The sequence below is a fragment of the Flavobacterium sp. IB48 genome (genome assembly GCF_016405855.1).
Lineage (GTDB): Bacteria > Bacteroidota > Bacteroidia > Flavobacteriales > Flavobacteriaceae > Flavobacterium > Flavobacterium ginsengisoli.
Window position 1 is genome coordinate 184201 of record NZ_JAEFCA010000006.1, and the last position, 19211, is coordinate 203411.

Annotated in this window: 20 protein-coding genes; 8 read left to right on the top strand and 12 right to left on the bottom strand. The window is 39.0% G+C overall.

All coding sequences use genetic code 11. The features are described from left to right. Nucleotides 1-9 precede the first annotated feature (9 nt). Genes JC605_RS18530 through JC605_RS18560 form a run of 7 tightly spaced genes read left to right on the top strand, consistent with a single transcriptional unit; the run spans nucleotide 10 to nucleotide 5066 of the window. Nucleotides 10-1083, top strand: a complete 1074-nt coding sequence (locus JC605_RS18530; RefSeq protein ID WP_198857614.1) for a DUF932 domain-containing protein — start codon at nucleotides 10-12, stop codon at nucleotides 1081-1083. Nucleotides 1084-1134: 51 nt separating this feature from the next. Continuing rightward, nucleotides 1135-1533: a hypothetical protein gene (locus JC605_RS18535; protein WP_198857615.1), complete on the top strand. Its 399-nt coding sequence runs from the start codon at nucleotides 1135-1137 to the stop codon at nucleotides 1531-1533. A gap of 44 nt (nucleotides 1534-1577) precedes the next feature. Beyond that, nucleotides 1578-2105 (top strand): PRTRC system protein E, encoded by a 528-nt coding sequence (locus JC605_RS18540; protein WP_198857616.1) that lies wholly within the window; start codon nucleotides 1578-1580, stop codon nucleotides 2103-2105. A 25-nt stretch (nucleotides 2106-2130) separates the two neighbouring features. Further along, nucleotides 2131-2349 (top strand): PRTRC system protein C, encoded by a 219-nt coding sequence (locus JC605_RS18545; RefSeq protein ID WP_198857617.1) that lies wholly within the window; start codon nucleotides 2131-2133, stop codon nucleotides 2347-2349. 16 nt (nucleotides 2350-2365) lie between these two features. Further along, entirely contained in the window at nucleotides 2366-3538 is a 1173-nt protein-coding gene (locus JC605_RS18550; protein ID WP_198857618.1) for a hypothetical protein, read from the top strand. After that, complete coding sequence (locus tag JC605_RS18555) at nucleotides 3535-4263, top strand: PRTRC system protein B (RefSeq protein WP_198857619.1); 729 nt, start codon at nucleotides 3535-3537, stop codon at nucleotides 4261-4263. The genes JC605_RS18550 and JC605_RS18555 overlap by 4 nt, the downstream gene beginning before the upstream one ends. Beyond that, entirely contained in the window at nucleotides 4260-5066 is an 807-nt protein-coding gene (locus JC605_RS18560; RefSeq protein WP_198857620.1) for a PRTRC system ThiF family protein, read from the top strand. Before JC605_RS18555 ends, JC605_RS18560 begins: the two co-directional genes overlap by 4 nt. Nucleotides 5067-5312: 246 nt before the next feature. On the opposite strand, the gene JC605_RS18565 is transcribed toward JC605_RS18560, so the two are convergent. The 12 genes from JC605_RS18565 to JC605_RS18620 all read right to left on the bottom strand — a co-directional run bounded on the left by JC605_RS18565 (nucleotide 5313) and on the right by JC605_RS18620 (nucleotide 15569). Continuing rightward, nucleotides 5313-5879, bottom strand: coding sequence for a sigma factor-like helix-turn-helix DNA-binding protein (locus tag JC605_RS18565; protein WP_198857621.1), 567 nt, complete (start codon nucleotides 5877-5879; stop codon nucleotides 5313-5315). A gap of 215 nt (nucleotides 5880-6094) precedes the next feature. Continuing rightward, nucleotides 6095-6535 (bottom strand): DUF3872 domain-containing protein, encoded by a 441-nt coding sequence (locus JC605_RS18570; RefSeq protein WP_198857622.1) that lies wholly within the window; start codon nucleotides 6533-6535, stop codon nucleotides 6095-6097. 11 nt (nucleotides 6536-6546) lie between these two features. After that, entirely contained in the window at nucleotides 6547-7107 is a 561-nt protein-coding gene (locus JC605_RS18575) for a conjugal transfer protein TraO (protein WP_198857623.1), read from the bottom strand. Nucleotides 7108-7134: 27 nt separating this feature from the next. After that, nucleotides 7135-8028, bottom strand: a complete 894-nt coding sequence (traN, locus tag JC605_RS18580; protein ID WP_198857624.1) for a conjugative transposon protein TraN — start codon at nucleotides 8026-8028, stop codon at nucleotides 7135-7137. 21 nt (nucleotides 8029-8049) lie between these two features. Continuing rightward, nucleotides 8050-9375: a conjugative transposon protein TraM gene (gene traM / locus JC605_RS18585; protein WP_198857625.1), complete on the bottom strand. Its 1326-nt coding sequence runs from the start codon at nucleotides 9373-9375 to the stop codon at nucleotides 8050-8052. A 291-nt stretch (nucleotides 9376-9666) separates the two neighbouring features. Beyond that, entirely contained in the window at nucleotides 9667-10104 is a 438-nt protein-coding gene (locus JC605_RS18590) for a hypothetical protein (RefSeq protein WP_198857626.1), read from the bottom strand. Between the two features lie 12 nt (nucleotides 10105-10116). Continuing rightward, nucleotides 10117-10740 carry a conjugative transposon protein TraK gene (gene traK, locus JC605_RS18595; RefSeq protein ID WP_198857627.1) on the bottom strand — a complete coding sequence of 208 codons (624 nt, stop codon included), beginning with the start codon at nucleotides 10738-10740 and terminating at the stop codon, nucleotides 10117-10119. A 23-nt stretch (nucleotides 10741-10763) separates the two neighbouring features. Further along, nucleotides 10764-11759 (bottom strand): conjugative transposon protein TraJ, encoded by a 996-nt coding sequence (traJ, locus tag JC605_RS18600; protein ID WP_198857628.1) that lies wholly within the window; start codon nucleotides 11757-11759, stop codon nucleotides 10764-10766. Between the two features lie 3 nt (nucleotides 11760-11762). Further along, nucleotides 11763-12392, bottom strand: a complete 630-nt coding sequence (locus JC605_RS18605) for a DUF4141 domain-containing protein (protein WP_198857629.1) — start codon at nucleotides 12390-12392, stop codon at nucleotides 11763-11765. Between the two features lie 29 nt (nucleotides 12393-12421). Beyond that, nucleotides 12422-14926, bottom strand: coding sequence for a TraG family conjugative transposon ATPase (locus JC605_RS18610; protein ID WP_198857630.1), 2505 nt, complete (start codon nucleotides 14924-14926; stop codon nucleotides 12422-12424). Next, nucleotides 14923-15252, bottom strand: coding sequence for a DUF4133 domain-containing protein (locus JC605_RS18615; protein ID WP_198857631.1), 330 nt, complete (start codon nucleotides 15250-15252; stop codon nucleotides 14923-14925). Before JC605_RS18615 ends, JC605_RS18610 begins: the two co-directional genes overlap by 4 nt. An 11-nt stretch (nucleotides 15253-15263) precedes the next feature. After that, a complete protein-coding gene (locus JC605_RS18620) occupies nucleotides 15264-15569 on the bottom strand; it encodes a DUF4134 domain-containing protein (protein WP_198857632.1) in 306 nt (101 codons plus the stop codon). 274 nt (nucleotides 15570-15843) lie between these two features. On the opposite strand from JC605_RS18620, the gene JC605_RS18625 reads away from it, so the two are divergent. Then, nucleotides 15844-19002, top strand: a complete 3159-nt coding sequence (locus JC605_RS18625; protein ID WP_198857633.1) for an SIR2 family protein — start codon at nucleotides 15844-15846, stop codon at nucleotides 19000-19002. Nucleotides 19003-19211 lie beyond the last annotated feature (209 nt).

Here is a 19211-nt window from a genome sequence, read left to right on the forward strand (position 1 = left end):
TTCAAAATCATGGCACATAATATCAATTTTAACAGCGAAACAGGACGTTATTCATTCTTTAGCGTAAAGGAAAAAGCATGGCACGGCTTAGGACAAATCGTGGAGCAATATCCAACTAGTGAAGAAGCTATAAAGCATGCAGGATTAGACTACGAAGTCTCTAAAAGTCCATTATACACAAGAGGATCAGGCATTATCCAAACTTCTAACAGTATTGAAATAGGCAGTAGCGAATTGGAAGTACCTAACTATTACGCCAATATCCGTACAGATAACAATGTAGTATTGGGCGTTGTGGGCAAAGACTATCACATTGTACAAAATCGTGAAGCGTTCAATTTCTTTGATGAGATTGTAGGCGGTGACCAGGGAATTTTGTACGAAACCGCAGGAGCACTTGGACAGGGAGAACGCATCTTTATCACAGCTAAACTGCCCGATTATATACGAGTAGGTAATGGCGACGATGTTACGGAAAAGTACATTTTCCTAACCACTTCGCACGATGGCAGTGGAAGTATTACAGCTGCTTTCACACCTATCCGCATCGTTTGCCAAAATACCCTTAACGCTTCACTCCGCTCTATGAGCAACGTGGTACGTATCAAACATACTTCGGGAGCAAAACAGCGTTTAGATGATGCTCACAAGGTTATGGGATTGGCGAATACATTAAGCAGTCAGTTAGAGGACATATTTAACCATTGGGCTAAAGTAAAGGTAACTGACCGAGAAGTAAAAAAACTAATTCAATTGGCACTCTGCCCGAATAAAGAAACATTGGATTTAATCAAAAAAGGTGCAGAAGATGAAGTGTCGACCCTATTCAAAAACACCGTGGACGATGCTTTTGCCTATGCTATGGCAAGCGACTCGCAACAGATGAATACTACAAAAGGCACATTATTCGGAGCCTACAATGCTGTGACAGGCTACTATCAGAATGTACGCAGTTACAAAGATAATGAAGCCAAGCTACAGAGTATTGTAATGGGCGGTACAGCACAGCTAAAGTCCCAAAAGGCTTTTGAACTGTGTACCTCTTTTGCAACAGATGGGGCGGAAATCTTAAACCTAAATTAAACAATCAAAGGCTACTGCCTTAAATGGTGGTAGCCTTTAAAAACAACAGCCATGAATATCGGAATTATAACATACAGGGAATACGAAGTAAAAAACATAGGGCTTAATTGGAATTTCAATTTATCAGAACTGCTCAACATTATGTTGAATAACAAAGATTTTGTCCGCTTTGAAATCTTTGACCCAAATAATAACCTCTTACTGTCAACATACTATCCGAATGTTGAACAAAAGGGTATATATATCGAAGTTGTCAAGATTAAAAAAGAGACTGAAATTACAGGAATTACCTATGATGCACTTAGAACACCATCCACTATTCGCAGGATGAAGGTGCGTTGGAACGTAAACGGCAGAAAATTCCGAACAAAGAAAAGAGCACTTGAGTATGTCTATTGGGAAAACAGAAGAGTAAGCTTAAAAATTGAGAGCTTCGTTGACCGTAGATAGCCTGAAAAAAGAACAATTAAACAACACTTTAAAATCTTAGAACGATGAATACAAATTTTTTCAATCAGATAGCACAATTGGGAGTTGCAGGTGATTTACATCTTACCATAGCAAAAGGAGCAGAAAACAACCTTATTGTTTCGATTATGCTTCAAAACGAACAATGCGGAGATAATGCAAAAAATATCATACCGCCCCTTAATCTTCGAGGAACAGCCGAAGAACTCGACAACGGTTTTTTCGAGAAGATAACCACTCCTATTCAAACCGCTTCGGGCTTAATGGTGGATATGGAAGTCTTTATGAAGCAGTTGGAAGAAACCAAAAAGCAGTCCGCTATGGAAAAAGATAAAGCCGACAGTCAGAAAAAAGAACAGGAAGCCAAAGACAAGAAGTTTAAGGATAGCATGACAAAAGCAGAGGAATTGGAAAAAGAAGGCAAATTCCGTGAAGCGTGGATAAAAGTCCCCGAAATAGCAGAGTTCCCCGAAAAGGCTGACGAGATACGCAAACGCAAAACGGAACTTTCAGACAAATTTTCTGCTCCAAGTCTTTTTGGAACAGAACAATAATGTATAACATCAAATTTCAGAAATTATGTTATTAGCAACACAATTAAAGCGAGTATTTGTACTTAAAGACAAGGGACAGGTCATTATGCTGACCGATCCGGAACCACATTGGAGCGTTGAAGCAGTACTTAATTTTTATGCCAACACCTACCCTATTTTAACTACCGCCAAAATCTCTGCGCCCGCCATCAAAGATGATGCAGTCGAATATCGATTTGAAAGTGTTATGGGCACTAAAGGTTAACCTAATTTTTAAAGCTATGAACTATGCGAACAACTATTATATCGGGAACAATCAAACCACCCAAAGAAAAACAACAAAAGCAGTTACACAAACAACTCAGCGAGTTCGCCCATTGGATGCAAAGCCCCAAAGATGCAAACGAAGTTCAGAAAGACAAACGCAAATCAGTACCTGCGGAGATGTTGCCAATGGTTTTCTAAAAACTTCTTTCTTACCTAGATTGCAAGAAACCAAAACGGTACTGGCTTGTCAGAAAACAGCAAAAATGGAAAAGGATTTTTATTGTTCCCTTTCCAGACTTGCCAAGCATTACGACATAGTGCCAATGCAAACAAGCCACTATGACTATCCCTACAATATGGCATTGGCTCTATGGGATGTCGAAGAAAAGCTAAAGGAACGTGTTTTGAATTGGCAGGAAATACGTTTGGTACAGGACAGAAAGAAAACTTACTTAATCAGCGAGGAGAAATACGACACAGGGACAACCCTGTATTATATTCCTATTGAACCGCTATATCAGATGTTGCACGACCGCAAGCGCAAAAAAAATGCTCAACTGCTTTTATCGGTGTGCTCTTACCTGTACCATATTGCAAACATTCCATATTTCAGACAGGAAGAAAGCTATCTGTATTGGATGTACCAAATGCACGAGGACTGGCTTGAGCAGGATGACGTAACAGACGAAACCGAGGTGTACAAACGTGAATTTGAAAAAGCAGAATTAATTGGAGACTGCATAGAACAAAAGATTTTTAATAACATTAATTTACAGGTATTTGAACAGCGTTTAAATTCTTTTAAAAACCGTGATGTATTTGATAACGATTGTTGGTACATAGCTTGTTCTGCTTTTTCCTTATATACAGAATACCCACATGCAACCATTTTCCGAAATGCGCCTGTAAAGGATGACCCCGAAAACGAGCAGGACGAAAACGAGACCATTGGTATGGAAAAGTATATTTCCTTTATATCGCACACCAAAGGATGTTTATATGAAAGTATTTCCGAGAGTATCAACAATGAGTTTAACGAGTACGGTTCAATGGAAGAACCAACCATTTATAAATGCTTTGACGGAAATGATATAATACAATCCAATCTCGATTTTGAAAGCAGGTTATTTCTCCTTTTAGACAATATATGCAGTCTATTGTATAACTATAAAACAACAAGGAAATGAATATTACAAACGATATGACGACAAGTTTTGGAACATTGTATCATCCAAAATCCGCCTTGGTTTTCTATAAAACCAAAGGAGTGGATACCGATATATATGTGGAACATTTTGATATGGATAAAAATGGGAACCCTATAAATGCTCATCCACTCACAGTAAGGGAAGCCGATGCACTGGCAAAGGCATTACAAATTGAAAAGAACAAGGATACAGCGTTTTTAAAATCCAATGGGATTCTACCGCCCAACATCCTGCATATTAATCCGAGTACTGATAAAGGAGGGGTATTATGGTACACTAAAGCGCAAAAACGACAGCTGTATTTTGTAAATAGTTTAGACATTCCAAGCGGTACGGCTTATGTACCTTCAATGATTTGGTATGCGAGCAAAAATAGCCTTACGGTATTTGCACTTTCAAGCGACAGAAGACCGACAGAGAAAACGTCTTTGTATTTCACTCCCTTTTTTAATATTTATAAAGACGGTAAAGTATGTATGGGTTCTGTTAGTATTGACATCAAAAATTCCGCTTCGGTAGAAGAATTTACAAGTGCATGGGAAGACTATTTTTTTAACAGTTATTTCAGTCATTTACTCGGAAGTAACAGCCCCGTAAAAGTGAATTGTGCAAATCTTTGGAAAGACCTTATCCAAACAGGAAAACCCTTTCCTAAAGAAGTATTAAAAAAAAATAATACAACAATTAAAAATCTACTGCGATGAACAACGAGAAAACAAAAATACATTTTACGGATAACTATTTAATGAATCCGACTAATCCTATTAGCGTAAACCTAATCGGTGCAGGCGGTACAGGTTCCAAAGTATTTACTGCCCTTATGGAAATGAACCACAGTTTAATTGAACTCGGACACGCAGGGCTGTCCGTACGTCTTTGGGACGATGATATTATAACGAGCGCTAATTTGGGCAGACAGCGTTTTGCAGAGTGTGAGGTCGGGTTGCACAAATCCATTGCACTAATAAATCGGGCAAATCGTTTTTCGGGAACAAATTGGAAAGCGGAAACTAGAAAATTTGAAAAAAAACCTTTGGGTGGATTGCCCGATAATGCACAGGCAACTATTTATATTTCCTGCGTAGATAGTGTAAAAGCCCGTTTTAATATTGCGGATATTCTAAACCTGCAAAAAAACCGAAGACACCATCGGGATGACCCAAAATATTGGTTCGACTTCGGCAACAGTCAACACACGGGACAGGTTATATTGTCCACCATCGGAGAGATCAAACAGCCTAATTCTGAAAAGTACAAAACAGTGGCAAGCCTGCCATTTGTTACTGAAGAATTTGGAGATTTATTAAAACAGTCCGAAGAGCATGACAACACACCAAGTTGTTCCTTAGCAGAAGCACTGGAAAAACAGGAATTATTTATCAATTCTACACTTGCTCAAATGGGATGTTCGCTTTTATGGAGCTTGTTCCGCTATGGGATGACGGAAAACAGAGGTTTTTTTCTTAATCTGAAAGATTTCCGTACCCATCCTCTAAAAGTTGCCTGACCCGAAAACCGGGCGGCAAAAAGACACTCCCTTCCGATGGTCGGGACAGTCTTTTTGCATTTAAGCGGTACAGCCAGTTTAATAAAGAGGCACAACTGCGCCACTTTATTAAACTGGCTGTGAAAATTTTGTGAGGGATATTCATCATCCCTTTCTTTATTTCACGCAACTTCTTTTCTTTCCGGTTAAGCGGTCAAAGAAAAGAAGCAAAAGAAGACCGCAATATTACAAGTGAATTTTCTGCAATTACTCTATTGGCTCTGTTTTCCAAACAGAAAAGCCTTCAAAAAGGTATTCAATGTTTTCAAACTCTATAAATGTGATCAATTCTTTTTTGCACTGGTTTCCAAATCCCCTGTAACGATGAAAATCTTTCAAAGGTATCTCACAGAGCTGGCCTATGGTATGAACATCCAAAATCTCGAACATGCTGTACATTCTTTTGCTAAACGGAAAATGGCTTTCATACAATGTTTTCTGAAGACAGGAATCAGGGGCAAATTCAGGTTCAGGTTTCTTTTTTCTTTTTTTGATTTGCCGGGTCTCAAATTTACAGTCGGACTTTAACTGTTTCAATTTATGCTTATAGTTATCAATTTCACCAAGCAGATCTGTTACGCTCTTTACTTTCTTATAAGTTCTTTCGTAAATTTGGCGAACACTTTCACTTGTGACCCCATAAATAACTGCCGCTTCCCGCAATGTCATTTTTTCTATCAGCAGTTTCTGCAATACATCATATTCTTTTTCAGAGAGTACTTTTCGGGACATTTCGATATAAAATCTATTGGTACGTGCGATAACATCTTTCATAAGAATGCAGTTAAAGTTTCATTACTAAAATATTTTTGGGTACAGTTAATTTGAACATTTAAAGAGTTCTATATTTTATTTAAAGATAGTAAGGTTTAGGAAGTTATCCAATGTTTCTATCGAAGATCAGTATTTTAAACACAAAACAACCCGAATCTTCGGGTTGTCATAAAATGCGAATTTTCTAACGGAAACTTAAACTAATTAATTGCTTATTAATCGCTGCTGTTAAACTCAAAGCTTAATTTTTTTTCATTTCCTAAATTATCCGAAATCCATACGTCAAAAGTTTGGGAAACCGTAGAATGTGAAGTATAATACAACCGGAATTGTTCTGCTGGCAATGAGTACAAGTCATTGGGCTGATAAGGCAGCTGATCATAATACTGCAAGGTTCCAAAGCCGTCAAATTGAAAATATCGAATGAAATATCTAGTACCTTTATAATGGCCCTCCGGTAGTATTGTCAACCTTATTTCTACGGTTTTGCCACTGGCAACTTCTTTTGGCACAGGCATTACTTTTACCTCAAAAGGAAAATCATTCTGTATTTCCAGTTCATCTTTACTACAAGATACCAAAGTAATGGAAAATAACAGGACTGCCACGAGTACCGGCAGTACTCCTATTCTGAATTTATTTAAAATTGCTGTCATTATTTTACGTTTTAAAAATTAAACCTTAATCCTACACCTGCCGATGGTCGGAACTGTTCCAGATCTGTACCCCACAAAGCTTTTATGCGCCCTTGAAGGAGCAGCACAAAACGGTCGGACAGATATGTTTCGATAGACAGCCATGCACCCCCGCCATAGATAAAGTTATCTTCACTTACTATTTTTGCCCCGTCATACAGCAAAACTTCTCCGCGGTCGATGCTTTCATATCCGACCACTCCTGTTATAACTGTATTCAGCGTAATGTTCTTACGGGCATCACCCAGGAGAAAAAAACTGTACCCGCCTTCGGCTGTATAGGTTTCCTGCGGAATGCGCAGATCCTTATACTGGGAATACTGGCGAGAGTATTCCAAAGCCCAAAGCTGGTAATTGCCCTTTTTACCGTTTACAGTCATACCGATATTAAGGTAATAGTTTCTGCCTGGGTTTTCATCTGACAAGGTTCCTGTGCTTATTTGCAGTCCTTTTTGTTTAGGCAGCATGCGTTGTGCCTGTGCCATTGCGATGCCCACCAAAATAAGCATCGCGGTATAGATATACTTTTTCATTTCTGTATTGCTATTTTTAAAAGGTTACTAGAATTTTAGGTTCATATCGGTGATCAGGCGGGCTTTTATCAAATCCGAATTTTCTACCTGAAGCGTTTGATGCCTGCCGCCATTCTTCTCGAAAATCTCAATCAGCAGTACCTTGTCATCGGCAATGGTAAACTGATCTAACAGGAAAACATTCTGGTCTGCTGTTGTCCCGCCAATCTCATCCAGCGGCTTGTAAGTTCGCAGCGGTATCATTGGTCTTTCTTGTACTACAGTACGCTTGGCCAGCTTTTTGTCCACAACCTTGAAACTCATAAAATCAATCCCGAAAGGAACATTGGTGCGGTTTGTAAGCTGTGTATGAAAATAGTATTTGCCATTATGGATGTAAATGCCTTTCAGGGTAAACTCTATGCCGAAACTTTTAGCCCCGATATGCTTTACAATGCGTTTGTCCGTTTTGTAAATGGTTTCCAGCAGTAGGCCCGCCAGTGATGGCAGGGTGTTTCCCAACTCTTCAAAAAGCACATCGTTTCCTTTTTCTTTATCTACCGATTTCTGCATTGTCTGAAGATCGTAGCTAAGTGCCTCTGGAAAAGGACTATATAATACATTGAAGCTGTAAAAGCGGCCGTCATCGGTAATCACCGAAAAATTGGTTTCCAGTTCAAACTCCTTTACCGATGCTTTTACTCGCAGTACATTTTCCGCATCTTCTGCCTTTGCGGCAATCAGGTACGAACTTCCCAGATCTACATAACGTATAGCGGTCGGGAAAATAAGGTGGGAAGTTTTGTCGTAAGTAACTTCCATTTCGTACGGTTCTATCTTACCCAAAGCTAGGCGTGTTTTTACACTATCCTGTGCAAAAGATGCAGTGGCAGAGCCGATCATAATGGCAATTGTCCAAAAGGTTTTTATATGATTTTTCATTGTTAATTTATTTTTAGTTTACTATAATTTGTTAGAGACAAGAAGTACCTGAAGCCCTGCTTTTAGGGTAACTTTCGGTGTCCTTACTTTTTTGGAGAAATAGCCTGAAATGCCCTGAACTACTCCTTTACTCAAATCTGCTGCAACCTGCTGTCCTGCTGATTGGGTTAACATCAAGCTCGTTCCTGAAGTCTGGCTCATATTACCGGCCATCTCCGTAAGGGCATTCATTTCAGGAGAATACGGGACGTACAAACCCTGTTGCCCATCAAGGTCATAAATGGTTATGTCCACCTGGATAATATTGCCATCGAGTTCTATGGAAGTAACTTTCAACTGCAGGCGACCACCCTGAAATTTAGCAATTGCCGTTAAGAGCGTCCCCTGCGGGATGGTACCGTTAGGTGTTTGGGCAGATTCCAATAAACGCAAGCGTATTTCGCTTTCACCAATAATGGTCTGGGTTTCCTGTATGCAGGCTTTTACACTGTTTTTGGGCTGTGCAATATTCTGTACAGATCCCGCAGTATAAAAGCTCCTGTTCCTCTTTGCGTTCCAATCCGCTAAAAAAGCACTATCCAAAGGTTCTCTGTACAAAGCCGAAACGGCGCTCTTTGCTGCAGGGGCGAATGCCACAAAATATTCCTTTTGTGTACTGGCAGAAGCTGTACTAACTTTGTTGCTGGACGGATCACCGGTATTTGTGGCTGTCGGAAGATATTTTGCCACCATCTGATAGGACTTTTCCATAAGTGCCAGCTGATCATCAACTGTCACGATTTTGGGAACATCTTTATCAGCCAGCTTTTCTTTCAGCTCGTCAAGCTGTCTGCGGAGCTCGCGAGTTTCACTATTGTCATCCTTATAAAAGGAACCAATCGCACTTTGAGAATTGCGGTAACTGTTTAGTGCCGGATTACCTGATCTTCCCGGATTATTGGCGTAGCCCATGCTTTGCTCTTCGTGGTCAGCGAGTGTATCCTGTTTGTCACTGAACGATTTGTCCTCATTCCAGTAATCGGACAGCGTGGTCAGGGCATTGCTCTTTTCCTGGTCTTTCTGCTCCTGCATTTCCTGCTCATACGCCTTCTGCTTATCCGATTGCATCGCAGCTTCGCTGGCCTGTGGAACAGTATCGTTCAGCCCGATATTTTCGATTCCTTTTTTACCCGAAGAAGGTTTAAATATCAAGCACATACATCCGAGAAACACGATTCCCATAAGTATGAATATTACCGGTTTTTTAAGCCGTTCTTTACTGCTCTTTTTATCATCAAGCAGATTGGATGCTCTGGACCCGTCAGCTTCTTCAACCCGAACGCTGACCCTTTTTTCATTTTCTTTCATAAATCTTTTCTTTTAATATTGTTCATAATGTGTCCAATTAGGAGGCAGGACTTTCTTATTTACTGACAGGATTGTCAATATGCTCGATGACCATCCTGTTATCGGATTTTGCCATGTCGTACCACATTTTAAAAATTACCCCAGCGGTCAACAACAGATACCCCACAAAAAAATACAGCATGAACTTGTGTTGTTTATGTACTGGTAAAGACCGCCAGCGCTTGTCCATCTTATCAAACCACTTGTCTATATTTGTTCTTAATTTTTTCATACTTTAATGAATATGGGTTATCACATTCTAAACCCTCTTTTTCGGGGAGCAATCTCAACATTGGGTTTTTCTGACACTTGGGCAATAGCCTGCATTATTGACGGAACCGAACTTGCTGTAAGGTTTGTCAGTTTAGATTGCTTCATTAATTGCCCGTAGCGGTCTGTTCTTGTTATATGCATTTCTATATCCCTTAAATCGAATTTCCCGTTCTCATATCTTACCCACATATCGCACTCAACCTTTGGTTTGTCTTGGTCATTCCATTCGAGGTAGGTAGATAAATGGAGATAATTTGCTACTAATGGAGCATCATTACCATTTTCCCAAGTCTGTAAAAATTCACTAATGCTGTCCTTTAGTTTGCCTGCACAACAGCTCTCCGTATGGAAATAACCGTCATATCCCTTATCTGTTAGGGTTTTTACCAGTGCGTCTAAATCAAGTAAAAGTTTCATAGCCTTTAATTTTTAGCGTTCAATGACTTCTATATCCTTATTCTCCACTACGGAGAACTTTTCGATATTGAAACCCTGCGGGTTATTGTCCGAACGGACGGAGTTAACAAGGAAACAGGAGGTAACAAGGTTACGTTTTGTAACATTGCTCGAACGGATGATAAACTGCTTAGCATAGGTGCGCACGGCATACGGATAATTCTCGAAATTGCAGGTCACACTGTCTATTTCAATGCGCTGCTGTACATTACCGGATATGATTCGGTTGTAATATCCTTTTTCCGAAAGATCTTTGTAATAATCAAAGGCACTTTTATCGGCAAGATTAAATGCCCTTTTCATGTTGCTTTCAATAGCGTTCTTGTCGGGGGCGAGCGTAAAGAAGAGTTCGTGGAACCGTCTTACGTGTTCCCTTGCTTCCACAGGACGGTTAATCGACGCATCCTGAGCGAGTGCCAGCATCAGTGATTTGCCATTGTCCAGTACATAAATTTTCTCTCGTTGTTGCTGCACAAAACTGTATGATTTCCATACAGCATATCCTGCAACACCTGTACAGAGTACAGCAAACACAATTGCGTAAAGTCTTATCTGGCGGAAACTATTTTCGATATTTCTTAGTGTTTTAAATTCCATTTTCTTAAATGATTAATTATTTTTTACTTGTTCATTAGCCTGCCACCAATATTTCCTACTGTAGAACCTGCTCCAGCTCCGGCTATATTTCCTGATTTCATTGCTGTTTGGTTGATATTTCGGGTAAAATTTCCTGCCCCGCCAGCCTGAATAATCCACCCTGTTACCGTTGGAATGGTAAAATACCCTACAATGCCTATAATCATAAAAATGATATACACGGTATTTGAGGTATCAGGAATAAAAGTCGGGTCAGCCAGCATCTGAATATCCCTTTCCAATATCAGGGATTGTATCCTTGCCAGCATGGAACTAAACAGATCTGAAACAGGAAGCCAGAGATAAACACTTACATACCTTGTAAACCACTGAGTGAGCGTGGACTGAAAACCGTCCCATACGGAAATGGCAAAGGCTATTGGCCCGAGTATGGACAAGACTATCAGAAAAAATGTCCGTATGGTATCTATGACCAGCGCCGCCGCCTGAAAAAGTATTTCCAGCAGATTGCGAAACCACTCCTTCATTGCTTTCTCTATCTTGTATTCCTGCCTGTCCATATACATCCCCGCCATCGTTCCAACATCAGAAGGGGACCAACCCAATTCATCGAGTTTCTTGTCGAATTCCTCGTCAGATGCCATAAAGGCCGTTTCGGGATTTCTAACCATTGCTTCATATTCCAATTGGTCTTTCTGCTGCTGTAATTTGTTCAGGTCAAGCACCTGGTCATCAAGTATGGCATGGGTTCCTGTAACCAAAGGACTGAGTACCGCATTGACTGTTCCAAGCACGATGGTCGGGAAGAACATAATACAAAGCCCCAAAGCAAATGGGCGCAGCAGCGGAAACACATCAATAGGCTCGGCGCGGCTGAGCGCCTCCCAAACCTTGAATGCCACATAAAATAAGGCGCCCAATCCCGCCAGTCCTTTGGCCACTGCCGCCATATCGCCGGCAAGTGGCATCATATCATCATATAATGAGCGCAGGACTTCATGAAGATTATTCCATTCCATAACTTACCAGTATTTTTGGTTGGGGGTTCCATAAAGCTCAAACACACGTTTGGCATCATTTTTCTTTTTCGCCCTCAAATAACTAACTGAAATGTTTTTATTGGTATAATAGCGGACAAGGCTATGATACTCCTTAACCTCTTTGTACACACGGTCAATTATATCCATACGCTCTTTGTCATTCAGGGAAAGATTGGTGGAACTTACTATCTGCTTGAGTTCTTTCAGAAGTTCGGTACTCTCACCCAGCAGTGCAGAATAACCGTTAGCAATAGCTGCCAATTCCTGCGGGGAAAAGTTGGGGTCATTCAGCATCTTGCCGAAATTCTGCACGTACATCTGCGAAACATCTCCAACCAATAAGACTGTCTGCTGTACTTTACGCGCATCTTTCACGAGATTATTTACAGCCTGCAGCTTGTCATAATATTCCTTGCCCTGTTTATATACCTTTTCCACTTCCTTGAAATTTTTAACAACATTGGATACCGTGGATGAAGTCTGCACAATTTCATTGGCACTGTTAAGAATACCTGAAGCCAGGTTGGCGGGATCTGTTACTACAAATTGTGCTTTCGCTGAAGGTGCAGCTGTAAGTATTACAGCACACACCAGATACATGATCTTTTTCATTTTTTTTCTGATTTTTAAATTGTTACTAATTATTTATTTTCGTCCTCTCGCCGCTCCATCGCGATGTGTTTAATGGCGAGTTCTACATTGCCGCCGAGTTCTTCGGCAAGCCGCATCACTTCCATCTTCTCGGTTTCTTCGGTGGTATATGCCATATATTCCTCTGCCGACACTTCTGTGGCATATACCGCAGAGTGCGTACCGCCCAGACCTATCCATACTTCCTTATAAAGGCGCGCAGGATCATTGTTCATGTTGATGGAAAGTACCTGTGCTTTTTCTTTGTCGGTAAGTCCCAGCATTGCCTGTATATCATCAAACTTGTTCATGTACTTGCGCTGGTCGAGCAGAATTTTACAATCGGAATTGTTGATAATGCTTTCCTTTACAATGGGCGACTGAATGATATCATCCACTTCCTGGGTTACCACAATTGCTTCACCAAAAAATTTCCTGACAGTCTTGAATAAATAGCGTAGATATTCTGCCATTCCTTCTTTAGCAATGGCTTTCCATGCCTCTTCAATTAATATGAGTTTACGGATCCCTTTTAGCCTGCGCATCTTGTTGATGAACACCTCCATAATGATAATGGTCACAATGGGAAAGAGGATTTTGTGGTCTTTGATTGCATCGATTTCAAAGACGATAAAGCGTTTGGACAGCAGGTCTAATTGCTTATCGGAATTGAGCAGGTAATCGTACTCACCACCTTTATAGTAAGGCTCCAGTACATTCAGAAAATTGGCAATGTCAAAGTCTTTTTCCCTGACCTGTTTTTCTTCCAATACCTTTCGGTAATCACCCTGCACATATTCATAAAAACCATTGAAAGAGGGATAGGCACCATCTTGTTGTATACGCTGGATATAACCACTCACAGCATTGGAAAGTGCCACTTCTTCCGAACGGGTTGGCGGCTCGTCATCACGTTTCCACAAAGTCAGGATCAAGGTTTTGATACTTTCTCGCTTTTCAATATCAAATACGCCATCATCGGTATAGAAAGGATTGAAAGCAATGGGATTATCTTCGGTGTAAGTGAAATACACGCCATCTTCACCTTTGGTTTTGCCTTTGATGAGCTCACACAACCCCTGATAAGAATTACCGGTGTCCACCAGCAATACGTGGGCACCTTGCTCATAGTACTGTCTTACCATATGGTTGGTAAAAAAAGATTTACCACTTCCCGAAGGGCCAAGTATAAACTTGTTCCTGTTGGTGATGATTCCACGTTTCATAGGTAGGTCGGAAATATCCAGATGAATTGGCTTGCCCGTGAGCCTGTCCGCCATCTTAATACCGAAAGGTGATGGTGAATTATGATAGTTGGTCTCTTCAGTGAAAAAACATAAAGCCGGTTCAATAAACGTGTAAAAACTTTCCTCGCTTGGGAAATCACCTGCATTGCCAGGCATCCCTGCCCAATACAGTGTAGCAGTATCCGTAGTGTTATGACGTGGTTTGCATTCCATTAGTGCCAGTGCACTCCCACTGTCATTCTTTAGCTGCTTAAGTTCACCGGGATCATCCGACCATGCCATGATGTTGAAATGTGCCCTGATAGAAGATAACCCAAAAGAATGTGCTTCGTTCAGGTAGCGCTCGATCCATTCTTTGTTGATCTGATTGGCACGACTGTAACGTGCCAGTGAGTGCATGTTTCTTGCGGACTTCTCAAACTTTTGCAGGTTTTCTTCACTGTTATCCAAAAATAGATATTGGTTATAGATATGGTTGCAATTTAGGAGCAATCCCACAGGCGCGGCAAATGACAAACGGCAATCGCTGCGATCGGTTGATAATTTTTCATAACGGGTATCTGCCGATACCGCTGAAGGCAGGTCATCTGTATCAGATAAGGTGTGCAGGCACAACCTTTTGTTTCCGATACGTACCTCTTCCCCACCCAGAACTATATCCTGCATTGGGGTCCCGGCCTCTTTTGACAATGTCAGGTACTGTTCCAATAATCCCTGTTTTCCTTCCGCTCCAATAATATCTTCTTCATTGAGGCGAACAAGACTTACAAATCCGCTGTCATTTACAATACGTTCAAATTGCGCAACGGATTCCATAAAACGGTGAATCGTTTCCTTGTCCCTGATTTCTTTTGGTATTAGTGTACCTTTGCATAATGAAGAGAAATTGCTCTGGGAGCGCATGCGTTCTTTGGCGGTCTTGGTCAGGAACAGGTAACAGTAATGGTTCAAAAATGGACGCTCGTTAAAATGGCGCTGATAAGACTTTGCTAAAAAACTTTGGTCTTCCTTTGTCATATCAGGGTTATAATTCTCCCTGATATACCAATCCTGTTTGTGGATCACCGTAAAATCAGGCAAAGTCTTGATAGCCTTGTGCCATGCTGAATGAATCGCTTCATATTCCGCAGAAGCCACTGTAAAAAGTTCCGGCAAATGCACTTCAAAACAGGCAGTAATGTCAGCCTCTTTTGACAGGATACAATTGTTCTCTACTGCCAGCAGTGGAAATTTACTCTCCAGTGTTGCGACCTTTGCTGCATTTCTCATACGGCACTGGCTTTAGGTGTGAACTTTAGATAGCGGTGGATCGCTTTGCGACAGATGATATAGCGGGGATGCCTTTTATTGGCTGCTATCTTCATTAGTCCATGTTCCCCATACTTTTTATTCAGGGAAAAGGTTTGCCAGACAATAAGTGAAGCACCACCTGCTCCGAGAAACAGGCAGATATAAGAATTAATTCCAGCCATGTAAAGGATCATGACCAGGATAAGCGTTCCTAGCAATCCACCAGCGAAGATGAAGAGATATTGTGCTTTCAACCCCTTAAATTCTACGGTTCTCCCAATTCCTTTGTTGATATTGTAATTCATAACACCTCGTATTAAAGGAAGAATGAGCGCAGGATGGTAGCCGCTACGATTAGGAAGATACACGCACCAAACCAGCTTGCAGCGGTTTTCGAGGTGTCGGGATCTCCGCTGCTAAATTTGTTATACACCTTTACTCCACCGATTAATCCAACTACCGCTCCAATGGCGTAAATTAGTTGGGTTGCCGGGTCGAAATAGGAAGTTACCATTTGAGTGGCTTCATTGATACCTGCCGTGCCGTTTCCTTGTGCCAGCGCACTGAAACCTGTCAGCATTGTTACTGTTGCCAACAGGATTTTTTTTCTTTGTTTTTCCATTATTAAACACTTTAAATTATTGCTATTTCCCGCACTTTTCGGGCTTTAGCAACAAAGGTGTTATGGAAACCGAGTGGTTATATAAATGTGGCAGTCAGTGGAATTATTTGGTTCAGAGTGGCATTCCAAATATTAAAAAACACTATATTAGCAAGTCAATACTTACCGATTCTTTAAAATCATTTCTGGTTTAGGCAGATCTTGTATTGGAAGAAATTTATTACAGAATAATTTAACTGGTTTAACGACGTAAGAGTTGGATTTATTAAAAATTATGATAGAAAATTTACAACTTGATTATGATGCTTTATTGAGATCCTTCAAAAGGAATGTTGATGTTCCTCATTCGTTTTTGCTTGGAGCTGGAAGTTCAATAAGTTCTGGAATTCAATCAGCATATGATTGTATTTGGGAATGGAAAAAAGACATATATCTTTCCAAAAATATCAATTCAGCAGAATTTTATAAAAATTATAAAAATGAATCAGTACGTATAAGTATACAAAATTGGCTAGATAATCAAGGCGAATATCCCATTCTTGATTCTGCAGAAGAATATACTTTCTATGCTGAGAAAGCATACCCAATTGCTGATGACAGAAGAAAATATTTTTTCAGCCTTATCGAAAACAAAGAACCCTATATAGGTTATAAATTACTTTGCCTTTTAGCAGAACATAACATTGTAAAGTCAGTTTGGACAACCAATTTTGATGGATTGATTGTTCGTTCTGCGCATCAAAACAGATTGACTCCAATAGAAATCACATTAGATAATTCCGATAGGATTTACAGAAATCAAAGCAGCAAAGAATTACTAACTATAGCGTTACATGGAGATTACAAATTCTCAACTTTAAAGAATACAGAGAAAGAATTAGACAGCCAAAACGACAATTTTAAAGAACAATTTTCTCGCTATCACAATGATAAAAATCTTGTGGTTATAGGGTACAGTGGCAGGGACAAGTCTTTAATGGATACTATTCTATCGGCATTTTCAAATAAAGGATCTGGGCGCTTGTACTGGTGCGGATATGGAGATAACATTATTAAGGAAGTCTATGATTTGATTTTGAAAGTTAGAGAAGCAGGAAGGGAGGCTTACTATATTTCAACTGACGGCTTCGATAAAACGATAATTCATTTATGTAAATCTGCATTTGAAGGAAATATAAATATTGAGAAACAAATTCAGGAAGCCCTAGAAATTTCTAAAGATGAAGATTATTTAAAAACAGATTTTAGTCTTCCTTTTAATAAGACAGATAAATACATAAAAAGCAACTTACATCCTGTTACATTTCCTAAAGAAATATTTCAATTTGAAATAGACTATGGTAATGAAAGACCTTGGAGGTTCATAAAAGAAAAAATAAAGGACACAAATATATGTGCAGTACCTTTTAAAGGTAAGGTGTTTGCTATAGGCACATTAACCGAAATTGATAAAGTTTTCAAACATCAACTAAAATCTGATATTAAAAGAGAGCCTATTTCAAAATATGACATTGAAAACGTCTCTGTTTTTAAATCATTAATGCTGACAGTGATTCTTAAATATTTTGCATCCAAGTATGAAATAGATACAAATTTTAAAGATAAAATTTGGCTTAAAAAATTTGACAGCAGTTTCAATAATATTAATATTCATAAAGCTTTAAACCTTTCTTTCTATTTTGATAGCAACCAACAGTTTGCTTATTTGTCATTTATTCCTGCAATACATCTCACATCAATCGATGAAATTTCAAAGCAGCAAAAGCAATTGATTAGTAAAAGCAGATTAGAAAAGCTATATAATGATAAATACGATGAATTATTAATTTTTTGGAATGGTATTCTATTTAAAAGTCCAAAAATAAAATTTGAATATCCTGAATATACTGGAACCGGATTTGAGTTTCAAATATCTGGCAATACAGCTTTTGGCGAAATAAATGTCCTTGATCCAAGCTTTAAATCATATAATGCAAATAACTATAACAAAAAACAAACACAGTTTAAAGGAGTTCAATTTTTAGAACCTCAATTAATATTCAAAAACATCGCATCAAATGTTGAGTTCAAAGACTATCATCCGATGCGTGGCTTGGTAAACAATAGACCTTTTGATGTCAATCTCAATGGAGTTATTCATTCAAACGAAGTTAATCTTTCTGCAATTTGTGGAAGCAGATATTCGTCCGCATTTTATGACTTTCTTTCAAAACTTCACCTAAAGCATTCTTCTGATAACATTAATCCAGACTATCTAATTGACTATCCTGGTTTTTCAGCTGCTTTCAATTTACCTATAAACATACCAGCATATGAAAATAATGATAAATGGTTAGATGTAGATTTTAAGGGGGAGAATGATTTATATAATCACGAAAACGCCTTAAAATTAGCAAGACTTCTAACGTCCAAAATCGAAAAAATTGCAAATACTCAAAGCCAAAGCACCGTAGTAATTTTTATTCCTAACGAATGGCAGCCTTTTGAAAGCTATATTAACGAAAATGAAAGTTTTGATCTCCATGATTATATAAAGGCATTTTCTGCTTCTAGAGGTGTTTCAACACAATTAATTAGAGAAGATACATTAAATGATAAATTGAAGTGCCAGATTTATTGGTGGCTTTCCTTATCATTTTACGTCAAGTCATTACGAACACCTTGGATTTTGAATAGTCAGGAAAAAAACACTGCCTATGCTGGAATTGGTTACAGTCTCTCCCGTATAAAAGATAAATCGGAAGTAGTTATAGGTTGCAGTCATATTTACGACTCGAATGGTCAGGGATTAAAATACAGGCTTTCAAAAATAGACAACTATATATTAGATAATAAGAATAATCCATATCTTTCTTTTAAGGATGCTTTTCAATTTGGAGTTTCTATTAGAGAACTTTTTTACCAATCTCTTGATAAATTGCCAGAAAGAGTTGTAATCCATAAAAGGACAAAGTTTACAGAAGATGAAATTAATGGAATAAAAGCAAGCCTTAACAAAGCAGGGATAAAGAAAATAGATTTGATAGAAATTAATTATGAGGCTGATGCTCGTTTTGTAGCAATGAGTATATACCAAAATAATTTGCAGGTTGATAAATTTCCTATTTCTAGAGGTACTTGTATAGTTACAAATAAGCATACTGCGCTTTTGTGGACACATGGTATAGTTCCCTCTGTTAGACAACCTAACTATAAATTTTATCACGGAGGCAGAAGTATTCCATCTCCGATCAAAATCATTAAGCATTATGGTGATTCAAACATTAATACGATTGCAACAGAAATTTTAGGCCTAACAAAAATGAATTGGAATTCTCTAGACTTATATTCTAAACTTCCTTCAACTATCGATTCTTCAAATCAAATTGCACGTATAGGTAAGTTATTATCAAGATTTGAAGGTAAATCTTATGATTATAGACTATTTATATAACCATATTTAAAAATGAGATTAGGGAGTTTCCTTAAACAAACTCCCCAATATCAAAATCACTCAAATCATTTTTTCTCATAGTGGAAGAGCTAGCTCCTACTTCGATACTGTAATATGAACTCTGTCAAAAGAATAATCGTTTAAATATTTATATTCAATTATTAAAAAGACAGGGTCATGAATTAAAAGACCCAATTTGATTTTGGACG

Excerpts from the sequence above, each read along its gene's own strand:
- JC605_RS18535 (WP_198857615.1), top strand. The coding sequence starts at position 1,135 with ATGAATATCGGAATTATAACATACAGGGAATACGAAGTAAAAAACATA.
- JC605_RS18550 (WP_198857618.1), top strand. The coding sequence starts at position 2,366 with ATGAACTATGCGAACAACTATTATATCGGGAACAATCAAACCACCCAA.
- JC605_RS18555 (WP_198857619.1), top strand. The coding sequence starts at position 3,535 with ATGAATATTACAAACGATATGACGACAAGTTTTGGAACATTGTATCAT.
- traK (WP_198857627.1), bottom strand. The coding sequence starts at position 10,740 with ATGGAATTTAAAACACTAAGAAATATCGAAAATAGTTTCCGCCAGATA.
- JC605_RS18615 (WP_198857631.1), bottom strand. The coding sequence starts at position 15,252 with ATGAATTACAATATCAACAAAGGAATTGGGAGAACCGTAGAATTTAAG.
- JC605_RS18560 (WP_198857620.1), top strand. The coding sequence starts at position 4,260 with ATGAACAACGAGAAAACAAAAATACATTTTACGGATAACTATTTAATG.
- JC605_RS18530 (WP_198857614.1), top strand. The coding sequence starts at position 10 with ATGGCACATAATATCAATTTTAACAGCGAAACAGGACGTTATTCATTC.
- JC605_RS18575 (WP_198857623.1), bottom strand. The coding sequence starts at position 7,107 with ATGAAAAAGTATATCTATACCGCGATGCTTATTTTGGTGGGCATCGCA.
- traN (WP_198857624.1), bottom strand. The coding sequence starts at position 8,028 with ATGAAAAATCATATAAAAACCTTTTGGACAATTGCCATTATGATCGGC.
- traJ (WP_198857628.1), bottom strand. The coding sequence starts at position 11,759 with ATGGAATGGAATAATCTTCATGAAGTCCTGCGCTCATTATATGATGAT.
- JC605_RS18620 (WP_198857632.1), bottom strand. The coding sequence starts at position 15,569 with ATGGAAAAACAAAGAAAAAAAATCCTGTTGGCAACAGTAACAATGCTG.
- JC605_RS18545 (WP_198857617.1), top strand. The coding sequence starts at position 2,131 with ATGTTATTAGCAACACAATTAAAGCGAGTATTTGTACTTAAAGACAAG.
- traM (WP_198857625.1), bottom strand. The coding sequence starts at position 9,375 with ATGAAAGAAAATGAAAAAAGGGTCAGCGTTCGGGTTGAAGAAGCTGAC.
- JC605_RS18610 (WP_198857630.1), bottom strand. The coding sequence starts at position 14,926 with ATGAGAAATGCAGCAAAGGTCGCAACACTGGAGAGTAAATTTCCACTG.
- JC605_RS18570 (WP_198857622.1), bottom strand. The coding sequence starts at position 6,535 with ATGACAGCAATTTTAAATAAATTCAGAATAGGAGTACTGCCGGTACTC.
- JC605_RS18605 (WP_198857629.1), bottom strand. The coding sequence starts at position 12,392 with ATGAAAAAGATCATGTATCTGGTGTGTGCTGTAATACTTACAGCTGCA.
- JC605_RS18540 (WP_198857616.1), top strand. The coding sequence starts at position 1,578 with ATGAATACAAATTTTTTCAATCAGATAGCACAATTGGGAGTTGCAGGT.
- JC605_RS18565 (WP_198857621.1), bottom strand. The coding sequence starts at position 5,879 with ATGAAAGATGTTATCGCACGTACCAATAGATTTTATATCGAAATGTCC.
- JC605_RS18590 (WP_198857626.1), bottom strand. The coding sequence starts at position 10,104 with ATGAAACTTTTACTTGATTTAGACGCACTGGTAAAAACCCTAACAGAT.
- JC605_RS18625 (WP_198857633.1), top strand. The coding sequence starts at position 15,844 with ATGATAGAAAATTTACAACTTGATTATGATGCTTTATTGAGATCCTTC.